Annotated in this window: 19 protein-coding genes; 6 read left to right on the top strand and 13 right to left on the bottom strand. The window is 61.9% G+C overall.

Annotation, left to right across the window (positions count from 1 at the left end; genetic code table 11):
• Window positions 1-26 precede the first annotated feature (26 nt).
• From NKJ26_RS15050 to trxC, 4 genes are all read right to left on the bottom strand, one after another.
• Entirely contained in the window at window positions 27-617 is a 591-nt protein-coding gene (locus tag NKJ26_RS15050) for an NAD(P)H-dependent oxidoreductase (RefSeq protein ID WP_352695999.1), read from the bottom strand.
• 32 nt (window positions 618-649) lie between these two features.
• Entirely contained in the window at window positions 650-1,036 is a 387-nt protein-coding gene (locus NKJ26_RS15045; RefSeq protein WP_352598156.1) for a hypothetical protein, read from the bottom strand.
• 83 nt (window positions 1,037-1,119) lie between these two features.
• A complete protein-coding gene (locus NKJ26_RS15040; RefSeq protein WP_352695998.1) occupies window positions 1,120-2,373 on the bottom strand; it encodes an MgtC/SapB family protein in 1,254 nt (417 codons plus the stop codon).
• A gap of 13 nt (window positions 2,374-2,386) precedes the next feature.
• A complete protein-coding gene (gene trxC, locus NKJ26_RS15035; RefSeq protein WP_352695997.1) occupies window positions 2,387-2,836 on the bottom strand; it encodes a thioredoxin TrxC in 450 nt (149 codons plus the stop codon).
• 43 nt (window positions 2,837-2,879) lie between these two features.
• Between trxC and NKJ26_RS15030 the strand changes: the two genes are divergently transcribed.
• Window positions 2,880-3,107: a hypothetical protein gene (locus NKJ26_RS15030; protein WP_352695996.1), complete on the top strand. Its 228-nt coding sequence runs from the start codon at window positions 2,880-2,882 to the stop codon at window positions 3,105-3,107.
• A gap of 23 nt (window positions 3,108-3,130) precedes the next feature.
• Here NKJ26_RS15030 and NKJ26_RS15025 read toward each other — a convergent pair whose 3' ends face one another.
• The 5 genes from NKJ26_RS15025 to NKJ26_RS15005 all read right to left on the bottom strand — a co-directional run bounded on the left by NKJ26_RS15025 (window position 3,131) and on the right by NKJ26_RS15005 (window position 6,519).
• Window positions 3,131-4,687, bottom strand: coding sequence for a bifunctional aminoglycoside phosphotransferase/ATP-binding protein (locus tag NKJ26_RS15025; protein WP_352695995.1), 1,557 nt, complete (start codon window positions 4,685-4,687; stop codon window positions 3,131-3,133).
• 53 nt (window positions 4,688-4,740) lie between these two features.
• Window positions 4,741-5,139 (bottom strand): c-type cytochrome, encoded by a 399-nt coding sequence (locus NKJ26_RS15020; RefSeq protein WP_352695994.1) that lies wholly within the window; start codon window positions 5,137-5,139, stop codon window positions 4,741-4,743.
• 215 nt (window positions 5,140-5,354) lie between these two features.
• Window positions 5,355-5,801: a pyridoxamine 5'-phosphate oxidase family protein gene (locus NKJ26_RS15015; protein ID WP_352695993.1), complete on the bottom strand. Its 447-nt coding sequence runs from the start codon at window positions 5,799-5,801 to the stop codon at window positions 5,355-5,357.
• Window positions 5,802-5,854: 53 nt separating this feature from the next.
• Window positions 5,855-6,289, bottom strand: a complete 435-nt coding sequence (locus tag NKJ26_RS15010; protein ID WP_352695992.1) for a DUF2267 domain-containing protein — start codon at window positions 6,287-6,289, stop codon at window positions 5,855-5,857.
• Window positions 6,286-6,519, bottom strand: a complete 234-nt coding sequence (locus NKJ26_RS15005; protein WP_352695991.1) for a hypothetical protein — start codon at window positions 6,517-6,519, stop codon at window positions 6,286-6,288. Before NKJ26_RS15005 ends, NKJ26_RS15010 begins: the two co-directional genes overlap by 4 nt.
• Before the next feature lie 28 nt (window positions 6,520-6,547).
• Between NKJ26_RS15005 and NKJ26_RS15000 the strand changes: the two genes are divergently transcribed.
• A complete protein-coding gene (locus NKJ26_RS15000; protein WP_352695990.1) occupies window positions 6,548-7,357 on the top strand; it encodes a universal stress protein in 810 nt (269 codons plus the stop codon).
• A complete protein-coding gene (gene mgtA / locus NKJ26_RS14995; protein ID WP_352695989.1) occupies window positions 7,357-10,011 on the top strand; it encodes a magnesium-translocating P-type ATPase in 2,655 nt (884 codons plus the stop codon). The genes NKJ26_RS15000 and mgtA overlap by 1 nt, the downstream gene beginning before the upstream one ends.
• Window positions 10,012-11,164: 1,153 nt before the next feature.
• On the opposite strand, the gene NKJ26_RS14990 is transcribed toward mgtA, so the two are convergent.
• A complete protein-coding gene (locus NKJ26_RS14990) occupies window positions 11,165-11,395 on the bottom strand; it encodes a hypothetical protein (protein ID WP_352695988.1) in 231 nt (76 codons plus the stop codon).
• 177 nt (window positions 11,396-11,572) lie between these two features.
• Here NKJ26_RS14990 and NKJ26_RS14985 point away from each other — a divergent pair, with 177 nt between their 5' ends.
• Window positions 11,573-13,786 (top strand): autotransporter family protein, encoded by a 2,214-nt coding sequence (locus NKJ26_RS14985; protein WP_352695987.1) that lies wholly within the window; start codon window positions 11,573-11,575, stop codon window positions 13,784-13,786.
• A 239-nt stretch (window positions 13,787-14,025) separates the two neighbouring features.
• Here the strand turns inward: NKJ26_RS14985 and NKJ26_RS14980 are convergent, their stop codons facing one another.
• Together NKJ26_RS14980 and NKJ26_RS14975 are read right to left on the bottom strand one after the other, a co-directional pair.
• Window positions 14,026-14,625: an NADPH-dependent F420 reductase gene (locus tag NKJ26_RS14980; RefSeq protein ID WP_352695986.1), complete on the bottom strand. Its 600-nt coding sequence runs from the start codon at window positions 14,623-14,625 to the stop codon at window positions 14,026-14,028.
• A 115-nt stretch (window positions 14,626-14,740) separates the two neighbouring features.
• Entirely contained in the window at window positions 14,741-15,475 is a 735-nt protein-coding gene (locus tag NKJ26_RS14975) for an SDR family NAD(P)-dependent oxidoreductase (RefSeq protein WP_352598336.1), read from the bottom strand.
• 256 nt (window positions 15,476-15,731) lie between these two features.
• On the opposite strand from NKJ26_RS14975, the gene NKJ26_RS14970 reads away from it, so the two are divergent.
• Entirely contained in the window at window positions 15,732-16,628 is an 897-nt protein-coding gene (locus tag NKJ26_RS14970) for a LysR family transcriptional regulator (RefSeq protein WP_352695985.1), read from the top strand.
• A 126-nt stretch (window positions 16,629-16,754) separates the two neighbouring features.
• Here the strand turns inward: NKJ26_RS14970 and NKJ26_RS14965 are convergent, their stop codons facing one another.
• Window positions 16,755-17,624, bottom strand: a complete 870-nt coding sequence (locus tag NKJ26_RS14965) for an SDR family oxidoreductase (RefSeq protein WP_352695984.1) — start codon at window positions 17,622-17,624, stop codon at window positions 16,755-16,757.
• A gap of 103 nt (window positions 17,625-17,727) precedes the next feature.
• Between NKJ26_RS14965 and NKJ26_RS14960 the strand changes: the two genes are divergently transcribed.
• Complete coding sequence (locus NKJ26_RS14960) at window positions 17,728-18,621, top strand: LysR family transcriptional regulator (protein WP_352695983.1); 894 nt, start codon at window positions 17,728-17,730, stop codon at window positions 18,619-18,621.
• The last annotated feature ends 1 nt before the right edge of the window (window position 18,622 follow it).

The following is an 18,622-nucleotide window of genomic DNA, read 5'->3' as shown; positions in this document are numbered from 1 at the left end:
CAGAGGAGCCGAACGGCAATATTCACCTAAAGCGCTCGCTGGCCGAGTTTGCTCATCCGGCTGATCCACTTCTTGCGGGTCGCATCGCTGGCACCGGCGACCATGCCGAACAAGGTCTCGCGCACCGGACTGATGCCGACAAAATGCAGGATGTTTCGCCGCATGCCGGCGATGCCGTGTCCGAGGAACCATAGGCGGTAGAGAACTGAGGGCATGCCCATCGTCACCACGACGCGCGCAGAACGACCGCGAAGCAATGTCTTGGTGAAACCGCCGCCCTTGTCCGGGTAGGCGAAAGCCGTCCCCGGCCGCATCACCTGTTCCAGAAATGCCTTGAGCATGGCTGGCATGGTTCCGAGCCAGAGCGGAAAGACAAAGACGATATGCTCAGCCCAGACGATCGCTTCAGCTGCATCCTTCAGCTCGTCGGGAACCGCACCATGCTCGAACTCCCGCATCGTGCGCAGCATCGGAAAATCAAGTGCTGCCAGATCGACCCGGCGGACGGCGTGCCCTGCCTTTTCCGCACCCTCACCATAGGCGTTGGCAAGACCGCGGCAGAGCCGATCCGGGGACGGGTCGGGATGACCGACCACAATGAGGATGCGTCGGGACATGGTCTACTCCCACCGAGCCCGGCCTCGAAGCATCAAGGCCGTTCGACCCGTGCCACCTGATAGGTGTGCATGGCGCCGTTGCGCTCGATCGACACATATTCGCCGGTCACGAACCGTTCGTCGCCAAGATGAAAGCCGATCTCATCGTCGCGATCGCCTTCGGCATAGTCGAAATACCACTGTCCGCCTGGCTTGCGCCTCAGCCGGCCGATCAGGTCTTCCTCGCCGGTGCGAAAGCGGCGAACACGGCAAGAGGCCCTGTGCGATTTCCACTCTTCCGCATCGATCCGGGCTTCGCCGGTCAATGGAGCCAGCAGGTCATAGCCCTCTTCGCGATCACCTTCCGGATGGCCTTTTTCGCGGGCGAGCAGCAATCGGACATGGCGGAATTTTGGAGTGAGGTCCTTCAAATTGGTCATCGTGAACTCCTTTTGAGGAGTCCATAGAGCCGCAGCTGGGCCTGTCCCTTGATCCGCATCAAAGTGGCTCAAGAACCGCGCTTTTATCCCGGACCAAGCAACAACATGGCGCCGTAGCCGGCGGTCGCAGCGGCCAGGGTTGCGCCGGCCAGCGGCGCCCAGAACCTGATCGGACCGGCAAATACCGCCAGTGACAGGCGGCCGATCGCATTTGCCGCAAGCGCCGCCAGCACCGCCTGACCGATGGTCTCGACAGGGACCGAATGCTTGACCAGCCGCAAGGCACTGAGCACCGAGACGTCGACATCGAACGTGCCCGCCAGCGCCGAGGTCGCCAGCAAGCCGCGGCCGCCGAATTGAGCTGCCAGTGCAGCGCTCGCGGTCGCCACAACCGCGAAAAGCAGGGCGAACAGCAGCAGTGGACCCAATTCGAATGGATTGCGCGCTATAGCGCTACCTTCACCATTTCCGCTGTCGCGAGCGAGCAGCAATGCTCCGCAGACAGCGAAGGCGAGCGCCGCGGCAATCGCCGGAATGCCGGCCGAAGCGAATACGCTTGGCTCGATGATCAGAATCACGGCGCAGATGCGGAGCACCGAAACCATGGCAGCCAGCGAAGCCGCCCCGGCAAGCGGCAGGGGGTTGCTTGCCGACATGGCGTTGCGGGCAAGAGCCATGGTTACGGCGGTGGAAGAAACGATCGCACCGGAGAGCGAACTGACCAGCAGACCACGCGTGGTCCCCAGCACGCGAACGGCGACATAGCCGGCGAACGATATAGAGGCCATCAGCACCGTCAGTAACCAGACTTCCCAGGGATTGAAACCGCCCCACGGGTCCATCGTCCGGTTTGGCAGCAAGGGCAAGACGATCGCCGTCATCACTGCCAGGATCAGCGCGGAACGAAGTTCGACCCAGGTCAGTCGCTTCAGAAGACCGTGCAGGACCTCGCGGCTGGCCAGGATTGCCGCCAATGCCGCCCCACCGGCAGCCGCCGCTCGATAATCACCGGCGACGGAAAGCGCGCCAAGTGCGAAAGCGCCGAGGCCAGCGATCACGCCTGTAACGCTGAAATCCTCGTCATGGGCAGCCTCGCGCGCCTTGTACCAGGCGAAGACAGCGGCAAAAGCGATGAATCCGCCGACCAGCACCGATACCGCATCGAGCGCTTCGGCGAGTGCGGCCAGAATGCCGCCGAGGAGGCCGGATATGCCGAAGGTGCGAATGCCGGCCGTGCGGCTGCGATCAGGTGCATCCCGCTCTTGCCAGCCGCGTTCCAAGCCGACGAGAAGACCTATTGCGAGCGCCAGTCCAAGGCGGGCGATGAGCGGATCCATTGGCGCGGCGACTTCAGGCGGCGACCGTCGGCAGGCGGTCGCGAACCCACCTGACGATCTGACTTGCCGTCATTGCGCCTGATGTGCGCGCGATTTCGCGCCCACCGTGAAAGAGGATCATGGTCGGGATGCCGCGAATGTCGAGCCTTGCCGCGACTGCCTGCTCATTGTCCGAATTGAGTTTGATCAGACGAACATGCGGCTCCAGCTCGTTGGCCGCAGCCTCATACGCCGGCGCCATCATCTTGCAGGGGCCGCACCAAGGTGCCCAGATATCGACGACAACGGGCAAGCTGCTGCGCGCGATCTGACAATCGAAAACCCGGGCGTCGACATCTTCAGGATGCCCCGAAAACAGCCGGTTCCCGCACTTTCCACATTTCGCCTCCATGGCATTGCGGGCCGGCGGCAGGCGGTTGACCCCACCACATTCGCTGCAAACCACCAGATTCTGCTGTGCCATGGCCACTCACCGATTTTGCTGTCATCCACTATGCGCGCCCGAAATGTCGATCGCCAAGGCGCGCGTTCAGGATAACCGCTACGTCGATCCCCTCCTGAAGCAGCGCGCCGGCAACGGGGTAATCTGCCCCATGGCCGCCGCGACCAGCGCCGGGGGCATCGTTGATGCCGTCGCCGGCCATCATCGTCGGTGCCAAGGCTTTCTCGGCTTCTCGATAAGGCGTCCTCCAAGTGAAACCGGCCTTGTCGAGGCAACCCTCGAACTCCGTTGAGGCCGATCGCCCTGCCGCGCCGGTCAGGAGGCTGTGCGCAGGGCCTTGGAAGTATCGCCCTCGGAAAACCTTCTTCTCAATTCCGCGACAGTGTCGGCGAGCTTTCGATCGGCGTTGATCTTTTGCCAGCTAGACTGGGTGGCATTTCGCTGCAATTGCCGCGAGAGGATATCTATCGTGGCGTCTGACGGACCGCCCTTGCGTTCACTGACCCGCTGCCAAAGAACGAGCGGGTCCGCTTCCAACCAAAATCCGGAGAATGTGATAGCCCGGCCGCGCGCCGCTTTCTCGATCCGCTCACGATCGGCCGGTCTGTCGAAAACGGCATCGGCGACGACCGAGCCGCCCTCGGAAAGGATCAGGCCGGCGCGCCATGCCATTTCGTGGTAGACCCGGTCAGAGACCTCCGGCCGGTAGGCTCGGTCTGGCAGCCTGGTCTCTGCTGGCACTCCATGCATGGCTTTGCGGATGCGGTCGCTTTCGACGATGCGGGCGCCGGGCGGCGCACCGACATGGGCGGCCAGCGCCTCTGCAACGGTCGTCTTGCCGGAGCCACTGAGGCCGCCGATGGCGACGAGCCGGGGCGGTGTTTCCTGGAGAAATGTTCGAGCAAGTTCGAAATAGGATCTCGCCTCGGCAATCAACTTGTCGGAATCGGCACTGCCTTCCGCGACCTGCGTTGCGGTGACATGCGCACGAACAGCAGCTCGTACCGCCATGAAGAAGGGCAGCAGGATGAAACCGTCCTCATCGTCGGCTTCGTCGAGATAGCGGTTCATCACAAGATTGGCGAGTTCCGGAAAACCCCGGTGCCAAAGGTCCATCAGCAGGAAGGCAAGATCGTACAGAACGTCGATACTGGCGATCTGGTCGTTGAATTCGATACAGTCGAAGAGCCGCGGTTCGCCGTCGAAGAGACAGATGTTGCGCAGGTGCAGATCGCCATGGCAGCGGCGGACCTTGCCGGCGGCTTCCCGGCGGTCGAGCAATTCTGAGTGCCGGGCGAGAGCGGTGCGGAAGGCCTCGGCAAAGCTCGTGACCTCCGCTTTTGTGAAAACATGGCTGGTGGCAAAGCCGGCCTCGTTGATGTCGAGCACGCCAGCCATATTGGACGACCCGCTGCCATTGTGAATTGTTGGCGCGGCACGGTGATAGCTCACGACCATGCGCGCAACCGCGGTTATCAGCGCCGGTGTCAATTCTCCGGCGGTTGCCATCCGGTCGAGGAGTCTCGACTGATCGAAGCGGACCATCTCGATGGCGGCGTCGGCCATTTGCCCCATGCCATCGAAAGCCAGCTTGCCGTCGGCTTCGCGCGTTATGCGGCGCACCCCCAGATAAAGTCCGGGCGCCGTTTTCGAATTCAGGTCCACCTCCTTCTCGCAAGCGGCCAGCCTGAGCGCCGGCGCCGAGAAATCGACATAGGGCAACTTGACCGCGCGTTTCATCTTGTAGGCGCGTTCGCCCGTCAGAAAGATACGCGAGATATGGGTTTCGATCACCTCGACCGGTCTGGTGGCGCCATAGGAGGCAGGATCAAGCAGGAACGCGGTAACGGCTTGCTGGTCGTCAACAGCCATGGCCGGCCTCCTCGATACCTGTGTCTTGCGGAGAGTGTTTCCGCCATCTGCATTCATTGCTGCAACGTCTCGACATAACCAGCCAGATCATGGATCCGTTCCTTGGTGACGATTTCCCCGGCGTTCGGGCCATACTTCTTCACGTCACCGGGAAGGAATTGCCGGCCCCAGACCGGCATGTCGCGATCGCCATGCTCCGGCACCATGGCGCGGCCGTCGATCACGGCAAAGACGCGCCAATAGGGGAATTCGCCGCCATTGCGCCTGGAAAGGCGCGTCAGGTCGCTCGGCCGCTTCAACAGCTCGTCGCCCAACGGTCCATCGCCCTTGCCTTCAGGACCATGGCAGACGACACACGAGTTCATGTACTCCGCCTTGCCGCCGCTGAGTTCCTGGGCGCTGGCCGCGTCAAAAGCCAGTCCTGCCAGAGCCACCGCGATCAGGACTTTCATCTGCGTTTTCCCGATTGATCGACTGAACCTACAGCCTTGGCTTGCGCGCACGTTGATGCGGATCAAATGCCGTCGCAGTCACGGTGTTTGACTAAGCGCAATGAACGCACTAGGCGCCCTCGCTAATGACTGAGATCACGACTGAACCATCACTCGAATGAGGAGTTGCCTGACTTTCAGGACCACTGCTCACACCAATCGATTGGTCGATCGACCTACTCGCTTGCTTCTCGTCCGGACACCTGCTCGATGAGTATCCGGAAGAAGACATGCGGTGCACTGTCGGCCGTTGGAGGAACGGCCGGCTTGAGTGCACCCGGTTCCCACCAGTCCGCGTGCTTGCTCAACACCGACCAGGCATGATCCCGCTGAAGCTTGTGGCCGATCCGATCAGGCAGCTCTTCGTACCGGCCGTCGACGACGACGCTTCTCCATCCTCGCCCTTGGTCATGTTCGTCGACCTGGACGGACACCAGTGGATTGGCGCGCATCCATTCGATCTTCTTGCCAGGCATGGAAAACCCGTAAAGATGAGCATCCGCATGGGCGTAGTAGAAGGGCACGACGTAGGGATGCCCGTCTTTCGCGCAGGCCAGGCGGCCAACACGATTGGCTGTCAGCATCCTGGTGCACTCCAGGGCAGAAAGCGTGCGGATCAGCATGACGTGACCTCCTATTTCTCGCGGTTGTCCTCTTCCCGCTCGCGAAACATGGGTCAATCCACTGGCCACAATTTTCGAAGCGACTTCTTCATCGAGTTTCTGACCTGCACAATTTCGCCATGCGAAATATGACGGTCGAGAAGCTTGAACACCGCGTTGATCGCGATATCGAAATCGACGTCGTCATCGTAGCCGAAACTGGTTCTGACGCTGAGGACAAAATCACTTTTCTTGCGCTCGCACGCAGGCACTGATGGATTCCAGCCTTCGAAGTAGATGCCACGAATCAAAACAGGCAGTTGCGCCGAGAGATCGGCCGTTTCCGCAATCGATAGCCAGTCTCGCACCGTATGCAAAACTGACCTCAGGAGGCGGCACGCGCTCGGTTCGCTCCAGCAAAGATCCTTGGCAAGCTCGTTGACCCACTGCTGCGCCTGCTGGGCAGCGTGGGTGAAGCCGGCAAAGGAGGTATGGGACATCTGGCTCATGACGTGCTGCCCTCAGGCAACATGCTGGACGCCCATGGCGCTTCGTCGACGTTGATAGACTGCATCGCAATTCCCCTATGCGGTCGAACGATATTCCCGTCGCCACGGCGATCCTTGATCACGATCAAAGAGCAAACAGGATGCGAGCCCTCTCGAAGGCGGCCCGCAATCGGCGCATGTTTGACCGGCATCAAGGCGTCGAGCGCCAGCAGGTGCACTTCATCGACCATTCGACCGCATCATCGAAAGGCGCCGGCTATGTCCTACAAGTCGATCATCGTGAACCTTGCCGTGGATGCACCTCCGACGGCCATGGTGAAATTGGGGATCGAGCTTGCGGAGCGGTTTGGCGCCCGTCTTATCGGTCTGGCGGCAGCGGATGTCCCACCCTTGGTCGCGACTGGCGACGGCATGGCCTACGAAGGCGAGATCATGCAGATCCAGCGCACGGAAATCGAAAAGCGGCTTGCCGAACTGCGAGCCGAATTCGAGAGGCTGGTTCCTGCTTCGATCTCTGGCGAATGGGGGCAAGCTGTTTGCAGTCCAACCCGCTTCCTGAGCGTTTCGGCCCGAGCGGCCGATCTCATCGTTACCGGTGAGGCAGGAGACAATGTGTTTCGCACCGTCGATATCGGCAGTCTGGCACTCGGCGCCGGCCGTCCGGTCCTGATCGCCGCCAGCAATGTCGAACACGTCATGGCGAAAACCGTGCTGGTTGCCTGGAAAGACACCAGGGAAGCGCGGCGGGCCATAGCAGATGCGTTGCCTTTCCTGGCCACAGCCAAGGAGGTTGTCGTCGCCACAATCGATACGGACCGCGACGAGAGCGTTCGTGACAGCCTCGCCGATGTCGCGGTCTTTCTTGAACACCATGGCATCAAGGCCCGAACGGAACTGATCGTCGGCGAGGCTGACGGCGATCGGTTGCTGACATTTGCGCGGTCGATCCATGCCGACCTGATCGTCTCAGGCGCTTATGGGCACAGCCGTCTGCGGGAATGGGCATTCGGCGGCGTCACCCGCACGCTGATCGACGGGAGCAGCATCAACCGCTTCATGTCGTATTGATGATCTCCCGTATCGTACCCGGCGAAGTTGACCAGCAATCCGTCCCCGACGGCGGTGCCTATTGGTCGATCGAGACCAATGACCTCCTGCGACGCCTCGATACGTCTGCCTTGGGACTTGCCACTTCCGAGGCCGTATCCAGGCTTGCAGAATTCGGCCGAAACACTCCGGCCTCACGGCCCGGCACGACGGCGTTGACCGTCCTTGTCCGGCAATTCCGCAGCCCACTGGTCCTGATCCTTATTTTCGCGGCCACCGTGTCGGCTTTCGTCGGCGAGGGGCAGGAGGCTGCAATCATCGGTGCGATCGTGCTGGCAAGCTGTATCCTCAGCTTCACCCAGGAGTACGGCGCGTCGCGTGCTACGGAAGCGCTGAAACGGCGCATTTCGCGCAAGGCTGTCGTGTTGCGCGATGGTGTCGAGTGCTCGGTTGCTGCCGAAGATATCGTGCCGGGCGATGTGATCCGGCTTTCCGCCGGAAACCTCATTCCTGCGGACGGCATCATCCTGGACGCACGCGATTTCAATGTCAGCGAGGCCGTGCTGACAGGCGAAACCTTTCCCGTCGTGAAGGCACCTGGACGGGCATTGCCAGAGGCTTCCCTCGCACAGCGCACCAACGCGGTCTTCACCGGCACATCGGTCCGCAGTGGCACCGCAACCGTGCTTGCGGTAGCCACCGGCACCGGCACCGAATTTGCATCCATCGCCGCGGCCTTGGAGCGTCAAATTCCCGAAACGGGGTTTGCCCAGGGTATCAGGCTGTTCGGCTATCTGATGACCGAGATCATGCTGGCGATCGTCATCCTGGTGTTCTTCGCCAACCTGATGCTCCATCGACCGCTGATTGAATCACTGCTGTTTTCGCTGGCACTCGCGGTTGGCCTCACGCCGGAACTTCTTCCGGCGATCATCAGCGTGACGCTAGCTCGAGGTGCCCGGGCGATGGCGGCCAACGGCGTCATCGTGCGCCGTCTCGACGCCATCGAGAATTTGGGCAGCATGGACCTGCTTTGCACCGACAAGACCGGAACACTGACCGAAGGCGTCATCCACCTCGATGGATGGCTCGATGTCGACGGCAATCCGTCGACGGATATCCTGCTTTGGGCACGTCTCAACGCGACCATGCAGACCGGACTGAGAAACCCTCTGGACGAAGCGATCGCTGGTGCGCCGGGTCAGGGCGCGTCATCGGCTGCCTTCACGAAAGTCGACGAGATCCCCTACGATTTCGTCCGCAAGCGGTTATCCGTTGTTGTCCGGATCAAGGATGCCGACGATCTCCTGATCACGAAGGGCGCCGTACAAAATGTCCTCGAAACCTGCAGCTTTGTCCGTACGGTGAAAGGGCTGGAGCCCCTCGATGAGACGCACAGTGCGGCAATCGATGAGAAATTCCGGCGCTGGAGCGCGGACGGCTACCGCGTTCTAGGCGTGGCAATCCGTCGATTTGAAAGTCGGAATGCATTTGGCAGGAAAGATGAGATCGATCTCGCCTTCGCGGGCTTCCTGCTTTTCCTCGACCCTCCAAAGGCAGGCGTCAGGGAGACGCTTGCAGCGCTCGCCCACCGTGGCATCGCGGTAAAGGTCATTTCGGGCGACAACCGTTACGTCGCTGCGCATCTCGCCGACGCGGTCGGCTTGCAAGCTGACAGGATCATGACCGGTGAGAACCTGTCGAAGCTGACGAAGAGCGCGCTTTTCGCAAGCGTGCAGCACACCGATCTCTTCGTCGAGATCGATCCCAACCAGAAGGAGCGCATCGTTCAGGCATTCCGGAGCCGTGGCCATGTCGTCGGTTATCTGGGCGATGGCATCAACGATGCGCCCGCTTTGCACGAGGCCGACATCGGCATCTCCGTCGACACAGCAGTCGATGTCGCCCGCGAGGCTGCCGACATTATCCTTCTCAAACAGGATCTGCGCGTACTGGTGCGCGGTGTTGACGACGGCCGCAAGACCTTCGCCAACACGATGAAATATATCTCCATCACAACCAGCGCCAATTTCGGGAACATGATCAGCATGGCTGTCGCCTCGCTGTTCCTGCCCTTCCTGCCGCTGCTGGCAGCGCAGATCCTGCTCAACAACTTCCTGTCGGACATTCCCTCTCTGGCTATCGCCGGCGACAATGTCGACGCAGACCAGCTACGCCGACCGCGTCGCTGGGACATCGGTTTTGTCAGGCGATTCATGATCGGCTTTGGCTTGGTCAGTTCGCTATTCGACTTCGCAACCTTCGCTTTTTTGCTGTTTGTTGCACATGCGACAGCGGCTGCCTTCCAGACCGGATGGTTCGTCGAGTCACTGCTGACGGAACTCGCCATCGTGCTCATCGTGCGCACGCACAGGGCGTTCTGGGCTAGCCGTCCTAGCCTCCTGCTTGCAGGCCTTACGCTCGCAGTGGCGGCTGTTGCGATCATCATACCTTACGTGCCCGCAGCAGCGCGCTTCGGCTTTGTGTCGCTGCCGCTGCCCGTGCTTGTCGGACTCGTCGCGATCACCACGCTCTATCTGTTGGCCTCGGAGGTAACCAAGCGCTGGTTCTTTGATCATGAGAGCAGACACTCCCATCGATCGAGAGCAGGCCGGGCCACCGCCAATAGAACCGTACCTCGTCCGACCCATGTCCGGAGAGTTGCTCATGAGTGAGGACTCCGGGCATGGTAATTATGTCACTCCGACCAAACTTTGCGCCCGGCCAACCGCACTAGGTCGTCCTCCACGGCAGGTTTATTCGTAGACCTTAAATCCGACCAGACGGCCAAGCACTCGGCTAAGCATTTAGCATCATTATCGAATTCAAACCAAACCGCCAATCGCAGAGGCGATAAGCCGCCCAGATTTTGCGCGCCGATGACGGTCTTGTCTATTTGCTCATAGACAACGTTCTCTGCTCTTCAAAAATCCTCCGCACCTTCCTCCACCAATCCGGTGGCGGTTTGCGGGTGCGCAAGTCAGCGCGAGCCGAGGATCCAATGCCGACATTTCACCCCAGCGCGACCGCGGAACGGGCGACCAGCCGGGCGCCTAAGGGGTTTTGATGTCGCATAAGCGGGGGGATAGAAGAATGAGCAAGAGCATTTCCCGGACGGCTCGCGGTGCGCCCATGCGCGCTGGCCGACTGACCAAGTGGAAGGACCGGGCTGCGAGCTACGCGCCTTCGGTCTGCTTGGCCTGTTCGGTCGCGATGCTGGGCGTGCCATTGGGCGGCGGTGCGGGACAGGCATGGGCGGAAAGCGTTACCACGGCATGCGCAAACGTCGGCGGCAACAGCTACGTTTGCAATGGAGATGGAACACCTGTGGGCGACGCAAACCCATATGCGACAGGCTTGTCGGGCACGCCCGATTCCAACCTCACGCTGGACGGCACGACCATACCGCTCAGCATTAACAATACCGTTTCCTCTAATGGCGCCTCAACGATAACAGTTATCGGAAATGTCAGCGTAACGAGTCAGAACAATATACCAGTTGTTGGCTACACGGCCATATTTATACATAGTAATACAGCAGGCGGCGACGCCGTTATCAACTACACGGGAACGGGATCAGTTGTATCGTTGAGTCCTGCCGGCGGCGATGCAATTCGTGCGCAGGTTGGTCCCGCCATCGTCAACGCAGCCGGAAATGCCATCGTCAATTACACAGCCACTGACAGCAGTGCATTGGTCCGCGCGTCTCGCCGAGGTCTGGTCGCAATAACTAGCGTCGATTCCAACACAGGGGGGGCGACAGTCAATTACCGTGGTGACGGAACAATTCAAACGGATGCCATTGGGTCATATTCGGCCGGAATTCTTTCAGGCATATTTCGCGCAGGTGGTGGCGACGAGGCTCTCGTCACCTACGAAGGAAACGGCCTCATCCAGGCCGGGAACGTCGGCATCTGGGCTGTTGCATCTACCGGCCAGGATGACGCCCGCGTAACCTACAATGGCAATGGCGTGATCAACGCCGGAGTAGGTGGCATTAGTGCGGACACTGGTGATGGCGTGAGCTTCGGTAATGGCGACGCGACCATCGTCTATCAAGGCGGCACCGTACAAGCTGGGCTATTTGGGCTGCGGGCCAGAGCGAGTGGATCGGGCCGCACTGCAACCATAGATCTTATAAGCGGTACCGTTTCGGCGAATGGGGTCAATGGCGACGGCATCGGTGCGTGGGGTTATCGCGGGTCGGTTTTTGATGTCAACGTGACGAGTGCTGCTGTGACCGGCGGTACCGGGCTTGGCGCCGGCATCCACACGGTGGCGGCGGCCGGCGGCACGGTCGATGTCGCCTCGGGCGTCATCATCAATGGCTCCGCTTCGGGCATCGCCATCCGCGACGGTGATGCCAATTCGGATGGCACGGACGAGACCGGCGGTAACGTCGTGGTCACCTCGGCGGGCGCGTTGACCGGAGACGCGATCCTCGGCTTGGGCGACGACGTCTACAATTTGACCGGCGGTTCCCAGGCCGGTTTCGTCTGGGGCGACGATGCGGTCGCCTCGGCCAATGACGGCAATGATACGTTCAACTGGTCGGGTGGCACTTTGACGGGCGGCTTCCATGGCCAGAACGGCTCGGACACCGCGCTCGTCACCACGGCGAACTATAACGGCACGCAGCTTCTGGATGGCGGCGACGATGTCTCCATCGCCGACGGCTGGATCGACAGCCTGACGCTGAATGGGCTTACCGTTTCCGCCAATGGGACCAACCTGATCAACTGGGAAGCGCTAACGGTCAATGGTGGCCAGCTCACCATTCTCGATGGCGCCATCACGGTCGGCTCGGATCCCGGCTACGGCATGTTCCTGACCGGCGCCACCAGCCTCGAGGCACTCGATGCGCTCGCCATCACCGGCAATCTCGATATCGGCACCGGCTCCACCTTCATCGGCACCGGCGGTGGCGCGGGCGTTTATTCCGTCAGCGGCAATGTCGGTAATGCCGGCATTATCGACCTGCAGGACGGCACGGTCGGCGATGTCTTCAGCGTCAGCGGCAACTATACGGGTAGCGGCGGTACGCTGGCGCTCGATACCTATCTCGGCACTGACGGCTCGGCCTCCGACCGGCTTGTGGTGGCGGGCGACACCTCCGGCACCACCCTGCTGACCGTGACGAACGCCGGCGGCCCCGGCGCCCAGACGCTCAGCGACGGTATCAAGGTGATTCAGGTCGACGGCGCCTCGAACGGCACCTTCCAGCTGACCGGCGACTATGTGATCGGCGGCCAGCAGGCAGTGGTCGGCGGCGCCTTCGCCTACACCCTGTGGAAGAACGGCGTCGTCGACCCGGCCGACGGCGACTGGTATCTGCGCTCGCAGCTCCAGCCCGTCGATCCTGACGTCCCGGTGCCCCCGGCCGGCCCGCTCTACCAGCCCGGCGTGCCGCTCTATGAGAGCTACCCGCAGGCACTGCTGGCGCTGAACGGGCTTCCCACCCTGCAGCAGCGCGTCGGCAACCGCCACTGGAACGAGCCCGCTGTGCCTGCCAAAACTGTATTTTGCAAGGATAGTTCGCAAAACTACAGGTGTGCTGTCACTCCCGAGCAGGCCGATTACTACGCCGGCTCGCAAGGGAAAGTCCTGATCGAGCAGAGCGCGTTCTGGAGCCGGGTCGAGGGCACCCACACCGAGATCGAATCCGACCGCTCCACCAGCTCCACCGACTACAGCCAGAGCATCTGGAAGCTGCAGGCTGGCCTCGACGGCGAGGTGATGGAGAATAACAGCGGCAAGCTGATCGCCGGCATCAACGGCCAATACGGCCGCGTGACGCAGGATATCACCTCGTTCTACGGCACCGGCCAGATTTCCACCGAGGGCTACGGCATCGGCGGCACGCTGACCTGGTACGGCTATAACGGTTTCTATGTCGACGCCCAGGCCAGCGCCACCTGGTACGGCAGCGACCTCGATTCCGACTGGATCGGCCAGCTTACCGACGGCAATCACGGCTTCGGCTATGCCTTCTCGACGGAGGCCGGCAAGCGGTTTGACATGGGTGGCAAGTGGACCCTCACACCGCAGATGCAGCTGGCCTATTCCAATGTCGACTTCGACGCCTTCACCGATCCGTACGGCGCCACCGTATCGCTCGACAGCGCCGACAGCCTGCTGGGCCGCCTCGGCCTCGCTGCCGAGTACAAGGACACCTGGACCAGCAGCTCCGGCGACATCCGCCGGCTGGCGGCCTATGGCATCGGCAATCTCTATTACGAGTTCCTCGATGGCACCCAGGTCGACGTCTCGCAGACCGCCTTCGTCAGCAAAAAGGACGCGTTGTGGGGCGGCATCGGCCTCGGCGGCAGCTATAATTGGGGTGACGACAAATTTTCGCTCTATGGCGAAGCGCTGGTCGCCTCCTCGCTGGAGAATGTCGGCGACAGCTACAGCTATGGTGGCACTGTCGGCTTCCGGATGAAGTGGTAGGCGCTCACGCCCCTAGAGCCTTCCACCAACCCAAGCCACCCCGGAGCCACCCGCTCGGGGTTAAGGGAGTACCGTGGAGTAGGGTCAGATAGCAGAGGACGCTCAAGCGAATCCTAGATGTTAGAGCGGTTCATCGTTTCACGGAAAACGGTGAACCGCTCTAACTCTTGTTTCAACTTTCCTGGAATTGCTCTAGCGCGCGACCAGTTCTCGCCGTCGATCACACGGCCGCAGATCGGCTACTGCTCTTTCTTGAACAAATCCTGGAAGATGAGCTGGCCCCAAGCGCGGCCGCGTGCGTGCACCAGCGCGCCACCCTCGTTGAGCTTTCCCAGCTTGACGGGTGCGAACCCGAGTTGTTTGGCCAAGGCCGCCACGGGAGCGATCGCGTCCTCGTCGTCACCAGACAGGAAGACAACCCGGTGCCCGCCCTCGACGATCGGATCGGCAGCCAGGGTGGCCGCAATCAGGTGATTGAACCCTTTCACGAACTTGGCGCCGGCGAACGCCTTCGCGACGAAGGCGGAGGATGGAAGACCGTCCAGCTCTTCAGGGACAGGAAACGCGTTCATCGCGTCGATGACCGTCTTGCCTTCCCAGCTCGGCAGGGCCTTCGCAACATCGCGATGCTCCCCGAACGGGACCGCCAAGATGATTGTGTCGGCCTCGAGTGCATCCCGCAGCGACTTGGCGACGACCGTGGGTCCAATCGCCCGAGCCTGCGGCGCCAACACCTCGGGCGGCCGGCGGCTCGCGACGGTCACCTCGATGTTTTTACGGGCGAAGGCATGGGCGAGGGCCTGGCCTATCTTACCGAATCCTACAATCGCATAGCTCATAATACTTCTCCGATATTGTGTTGATATTAATTCCCGGCCCTCAACGGCGCTGGGTTATCTGCCGATCCCTACGGCGCTCCGAATAATCGAATGGCGCCCATCCAGGCGTAGCGCGTCAGAGTTGGGCTAGGCCGCCGTCGACGGCGACCTCGCTGGCGGTCATGAAACTGCTGTCCGACGACGCGAGAAAGGCAGCCACAGCCCCGATCTCCGCCGGATCGGCCATGCGCTGGAGCGGAGTCATCGCGCCATAGGCCTTCTGGCCCTCCTCGCCCAGCGCCTCCTTCGCGAGTTCGGTCGCCGTCGCCCCTGGCGACAACACGTTTACCCGGATGCCGGTGCCCTTCAGGTCCTCCGCCCAGGTCCGCGCGAGGTTACGCACTGCCGCCTTGCTCGCGCTGTAGGCGGTCATTGCCGGGGCGCCCGTGGTGCCGGCGCTCGATCCGGTCAGGATGATCGAACCACCCTGGCCCATCAGCGGCAACGCCTTCTGGACCGTGAAGATCGCACCCTTGACGTTGGTGTCGAAGGTTTCGTCAATGTGTTCGGCGGTGATCACGCCGAGCGCAAGCTGGCTTCCCGCCCCGGCATTGGCGAAGACGATGTCGAGGGTTCCACGCTCGGCCTTCACCGCCCCGTAGAGTCGGTCGAGGTCGGCCAGATCGGAGACCGAGCCCTTCACCGCGCGAGCATTGGGCCCGAGGTAGGCCACGGCTGCGTCGAGCGCTTCCTGCCGGCGGCCGAAGATGAAGACGAAGGCGCCCTCCTCGATGAAGCGCTTGGCTGCGGCGCGGCCGATGCCGGTAGCGCCACCGGTGATCACGGCAGTCTTTCCATTCAGTCTGTTCATGTCATGCATCCTTTGATCGTTCGGGGACGCCCCCGAGAGCCTCGAAATGTGTCCGCCGGCGTCAGTTGTTGAGTGCGGAAGCGCGCACATCGGTGGTGCGAAATCGATCCGGCTGGACGACTGACGCCAGCCGCGACGATCGGCCGTTTCGGATTGGGCCGCGCTCGTCGACAGAGGCTATGATGACCACCATACCGCTGATCGATGTGTTAGATACGGGCTTTGGAAGGCGCACCGCGCGGTGCGGGATTGCACCATGATCGACTGGGATGACGTTCGTTACTTTCTTGCCGTCGCGCGCGGAGGCTCAGTGCGGGCCGCCGCCGAGCGCCTCGGGGTGAATCACTCGACCGTGCTGCGCCGCGTCGCCCAGCTCGAGGAACGCCTCGGGGCGCACATGTTCGAAAAGCTGCCTTCGGGCTACCGCCTGACGGCTGCGGGCGAGGAGGTCCTCGATCTCGCGAACCAGATGGAAGCGTCGTCGCACCAGCTGGAGACGCGCGTCTTGGGGCGCGACCAGAGCGTGCGCGGGCTTCTGCGGGTGACCCTGGCGCCGCCCCTCGCGACACATCTGCTCATGCCGGACTTCGCCGATTTCGCGCGTCTGCATCCGGACATCGAGATGGAAATCTTGTCGTCCGGTGAGCTGGCAAATCTGACCAACCGAGAGGCCGACGTCGCGATCCGCGTCGTCTACGACCGCAAAACGCTGCCGCTCAATCTTCACGGCCTGAAGGGACCGGAGCTGTTCGGCGGCGTCTACATGTCCCGCGATCGACTAGCCGCATGGCGTGCGGGCGCGCCTGATCCCATCCGGTGGATCGTCATAAGCATTCATGGAGTCCCCGACTGGGCCAGCGAGGGTGAGGTTCGCACCACGGGGGTTCCATTCAGGATCTCGGACGCCGGGGCGCAGATCGTTGCCGTGCGGCAAGGGCTCGGGATGACGACACTGCCGTGCTTCGTTGGCGATGCCGACCCCCTACTGGTGAGGGTGCCGGGTACCGACCTGCACATGTATGGAACGGTTTGGCTCCTCACACAGGGGGAGACACGCAAGACCAAGCGCGTGCGGCTCTTCACTGAGTTCATATCCCGCAGGCTCGCCGCGTACGCGCCGCTTCTCGCGGGGCTGCCCATACCGCGCGACTGATGCACGGCAGGTCGCCGGCGATGCCTGCCGTGCATCAGTCGGAAGCCTCAATAGGGAGAAAAGCGCTGCATGCTGGCGGCAAAGCATGGGGCGGGACGGTTCGCCGCCCGCCGCGCCGCGCACTCGTCAGGCCGACGCTGCGACCTCGGTGGCAAAGTCGCGATAGGAGCGCAACGGGCGACCGAGCATGGCGGTCAGGCGGTCAACATCCCCTGCCTCCGGGACCATGCCATCCACCAGGAAGCGCTCGGCCATGAGACGCATGTCCAGCGCCATCCAGCTCGGCGCGTAATTCCGGAGGTTCTGCTCGAACGCGGCGGTATCGTCGCCGCCATAGTGGATCGCCCGCCCAAGAGCTTCCGACCAGATGGCGGCGACATCGGTGCCGGTCAACGTGTCGGGACCGACGACGTTGATCCGCTCGAGGGGAAGCGGCTCATTTGCCTGTTCACGGCGAACAAGCTCGATGGCCGCGATCTCGCCGAGATCGCGCGCGTCGACCATGGCGAGGCCTTTATCGCCGATCGGCATCGGATAGACACCGTGACCGAGCACCACGTCCTTCACCGTGTGATCGTTGTTGATGAAGTATGCAGGCCGCAGAATGGTGGCGTTGAAGCCCATCTGCTCCAGCATGCGCTCGACACTGAACTTGCCCGCGAAATGCGGCACGTTTGCGTAGACGTCGCTGTGGAGCACGGACAGATAGACGATCCGCTCGATCCCGGCCTCACGGGCCAGATTGAGGGCAATCAGCGCCTGGGTAAACTCGTCGGGCACCACGGCGTTGAGCAAGAACAGGGTGGACACGCCCGAGAACGCCGTGCGCAGCGCATCGACGTCGAGCAGGTCCCCTTGGGCGACGGTAACGCCGGCTGGTAAATTGGCCTTCGAGGGATCGCGGACGAGCGCGCGCACATCGGCGCCACGCTTGATGAGATGATCGACGACATTGCGGCCGACGGTTCCGGTCGCACCGGTAACGAGGATAGTCATGTATGTCACTCCAGCTTGTTTCAAATCGCTGACAGCTATTTAGGAGTCCACAAATGCACCGGTAGCTGCCATTTATAGACACCCTGTCTCACTGGTGGAACGTATGGACCTGCTCGCCTTGGCCGACTTCAATCTGGTTGCACGTCATGGTGGGTTCGGGCGCGCCGCGCGCGCCGCAGGTCGCCCCAAGGCGACGCTCTCCCGGCGCGTCGCCGAACTGGAGAATAGCCTGGGCCTACGCTTGTTCGAGCGCGGAGCGCGTGCGCTGAAGCTCTCGCAAGAGGGAAAGGCCCTGCATGAGCGAACCAGTCGCTTGCTGACGGAAGTGGAGGAGACGGCCGCGGCGATTGCGTCGGGAGACCGGGAACCGCGTGGAAATTTGCGGATCAGTGCGCCATTGCTCTTCTCTCAGCTTGCGATGGGTAGGCTGGCGGCAGGCTTCTCGCTCAAATATCCCGACGTTGTCCTGGAAGTCACGACCGAAGACCGCGCAGTCGACATGGTCGAAGAAGGGTATGACCTGGCCATTCGCGTCAATCCGCGTTCCGATGAGAGCCTGGTGGGACGGGTCTTCATGCGTGATCGGCTTGTGATCGTGGCGAGCCCGCAAGTGGCGCGACCGCGAGATGGAGAGGCCGTTCCGGCTGTCGTGCGGACCTCGGATAGAGGACTTCCGTCGTGGAACATCATACCGGATACGGGGCCGACGACGATCGCGTTCACCCCGGTGCTCAGCCTATCGTCGCTCATCATGGTTCGCGATGCGGTCGTCATGGGTGCGGGTGCGGCACGGTTGCCGGTATCGCTGGTGAGTCATGATCTGGCCGCCGGCAGGTTGGTGCATTGGGCGGATGTGGATGCCCCAGATACTGCCTTGTGGACGCTCTACCCGTCGCGGCGCCTGTTGAACGCCCGCGTTTCCGCCTTTCTCGACCATCTGAGGGAAGCCTTTCCCAAAGGTACTCCCGACGAATTGGCAGCGTTCATTCGGATTTGAA

The sequence above is a fragment of the Mesorhizobium sp. M0152 genome, assembly GCF_040322415.1.
Classification (GTDB): Bacteria; Pseudomonadota; Alphaproteobacteria; order Rhizobiales; family Rhizobiaceae; genus Mesorhizobium.
Note: the sequence above shows the minus strand (reverse complement) of the source record. Positions and strands in the feature narration are given on the sequence as shown.

Bases quoted from the DNA above. Each gene is read 5' to 3' on its own strand.
- NKJ26_RS15050 (WP_352695999.1), bottom strand. From the start codon at position 617: ATGTCCCGACGCATCCTCATTGTGGTCGGTCATCCCGACCCGTCCCCG.
- NKJ26_RS15045 (WP_352598156.1), bottom strand. From the start codon at position 1,036: ATGACCAATTTGAAGGACCTCACTCCAAAATTCCGCCATGTCCGATTG.
- NKJ26_RS15040 (WP_352695998.1), bottom strand. From the start codon at position 2,373: ATGGATCCGCTCATCGCCCGCCTTGGACTGGCGCTCGCAATAGGTCTT.
- trxC (WP_352695997.1), bottom strand. From the start codon at position 2,836: ATGGCACAGCAGAATCTGGTGGTTTGCAGCGAATGTGGTGGGGTCAAC.
- NKJ26_RS15030 (WP_352695996.1), top strand. From the start codon at position 2,880: ATGTCGATCGCCAAGGCGCGCGTTCAGGATAACCGCTACGTCGATCCC.
- NKJ26_RS15025 (WP_352695995.1), bottom strand. From the start codon at position 4,687: ATGGCTGTTGACGACCAGCAAGCCGTTACCGCGTTCCTGCTTGATCCT.
- NKJ26_RS15020 (WP_352695994.1), bottom strand. From the start codon at position 5,139: ATGAAAGTCCTGATCGCGGTGGCTCTGGCAGGACTGGCTTTTGACGCG.
- NKJ26_RS15015 (WP_352695993.1), bottom strand. From the start codon at position 5,801: ATGCTGATCCGCACGCTTTCTGCCCTGGAGTGCACCAGGATGCTGACA.
- NKJ26_RS15010 (WP_352695992.1), bottom strand. From the start codon at position 6,289: ATGAGCCAGATGTCCCATACCTCCTTTGCCGGCTTCACCCACGCTGCC.
- NKJ26_RS15005 (WP_352695991.1), bottom strand. From the start codon at position 6,519: ATGGTCGATGAAGTGCACCTGCTGGCGCTCGACGCCTTGATGCCGGTC.
- NKJ26_RS15000 (WP_352695990.1), top strand. From the start codon at position 6,548: ATGTCCTACAAGTCGATCATCGTGAACCTTGCCGTGGATGCACCTCCG.
- mgtA (WP_352695989.1), top strand. From the start codon at position 7,357: ATGATCTCCCGTATCGTACCCGGCGAAGTTGACCAGCAATCCGTCCCC.
- NKJ26_RS14980 (WP_352695986.1), bottom strand. From the start codon at position 14,625: ATGAGCTATGCGATTGTAGGATTCGGTAAGATAGGCCAGGCCCTCGCC.
- NKJ26_RS14975 (WP_352598336.1), bottom strand. From the start codon at position 15,475: ATGAACAGACTGAATGGAAAGACTGCCGTGATCACCGGTGGCGCTACC.
- NKJ26_RS14970 (WP_352695985.1), top strand. From the start codon at position 15,732: ATGATCGACTGGGATGACGTTCGTTACTTTCTTGCCGTCGCGCGCGGA.
- NKJ26_RS14965 (WP_352695984.1), bottom strand. From the start codon at position 17,624: ATGACTATCCTCGTTACCGGTGCGACCGGAACCGTCGGCCGCAATGTC.
- NKJ26_RS14960 (WP_352695983.1), top strand. From the start codon at position 17,728: ATGGACCTGCTCGCCTTGGCCGACTTCAATCTGGTTGCACGTCATGGT.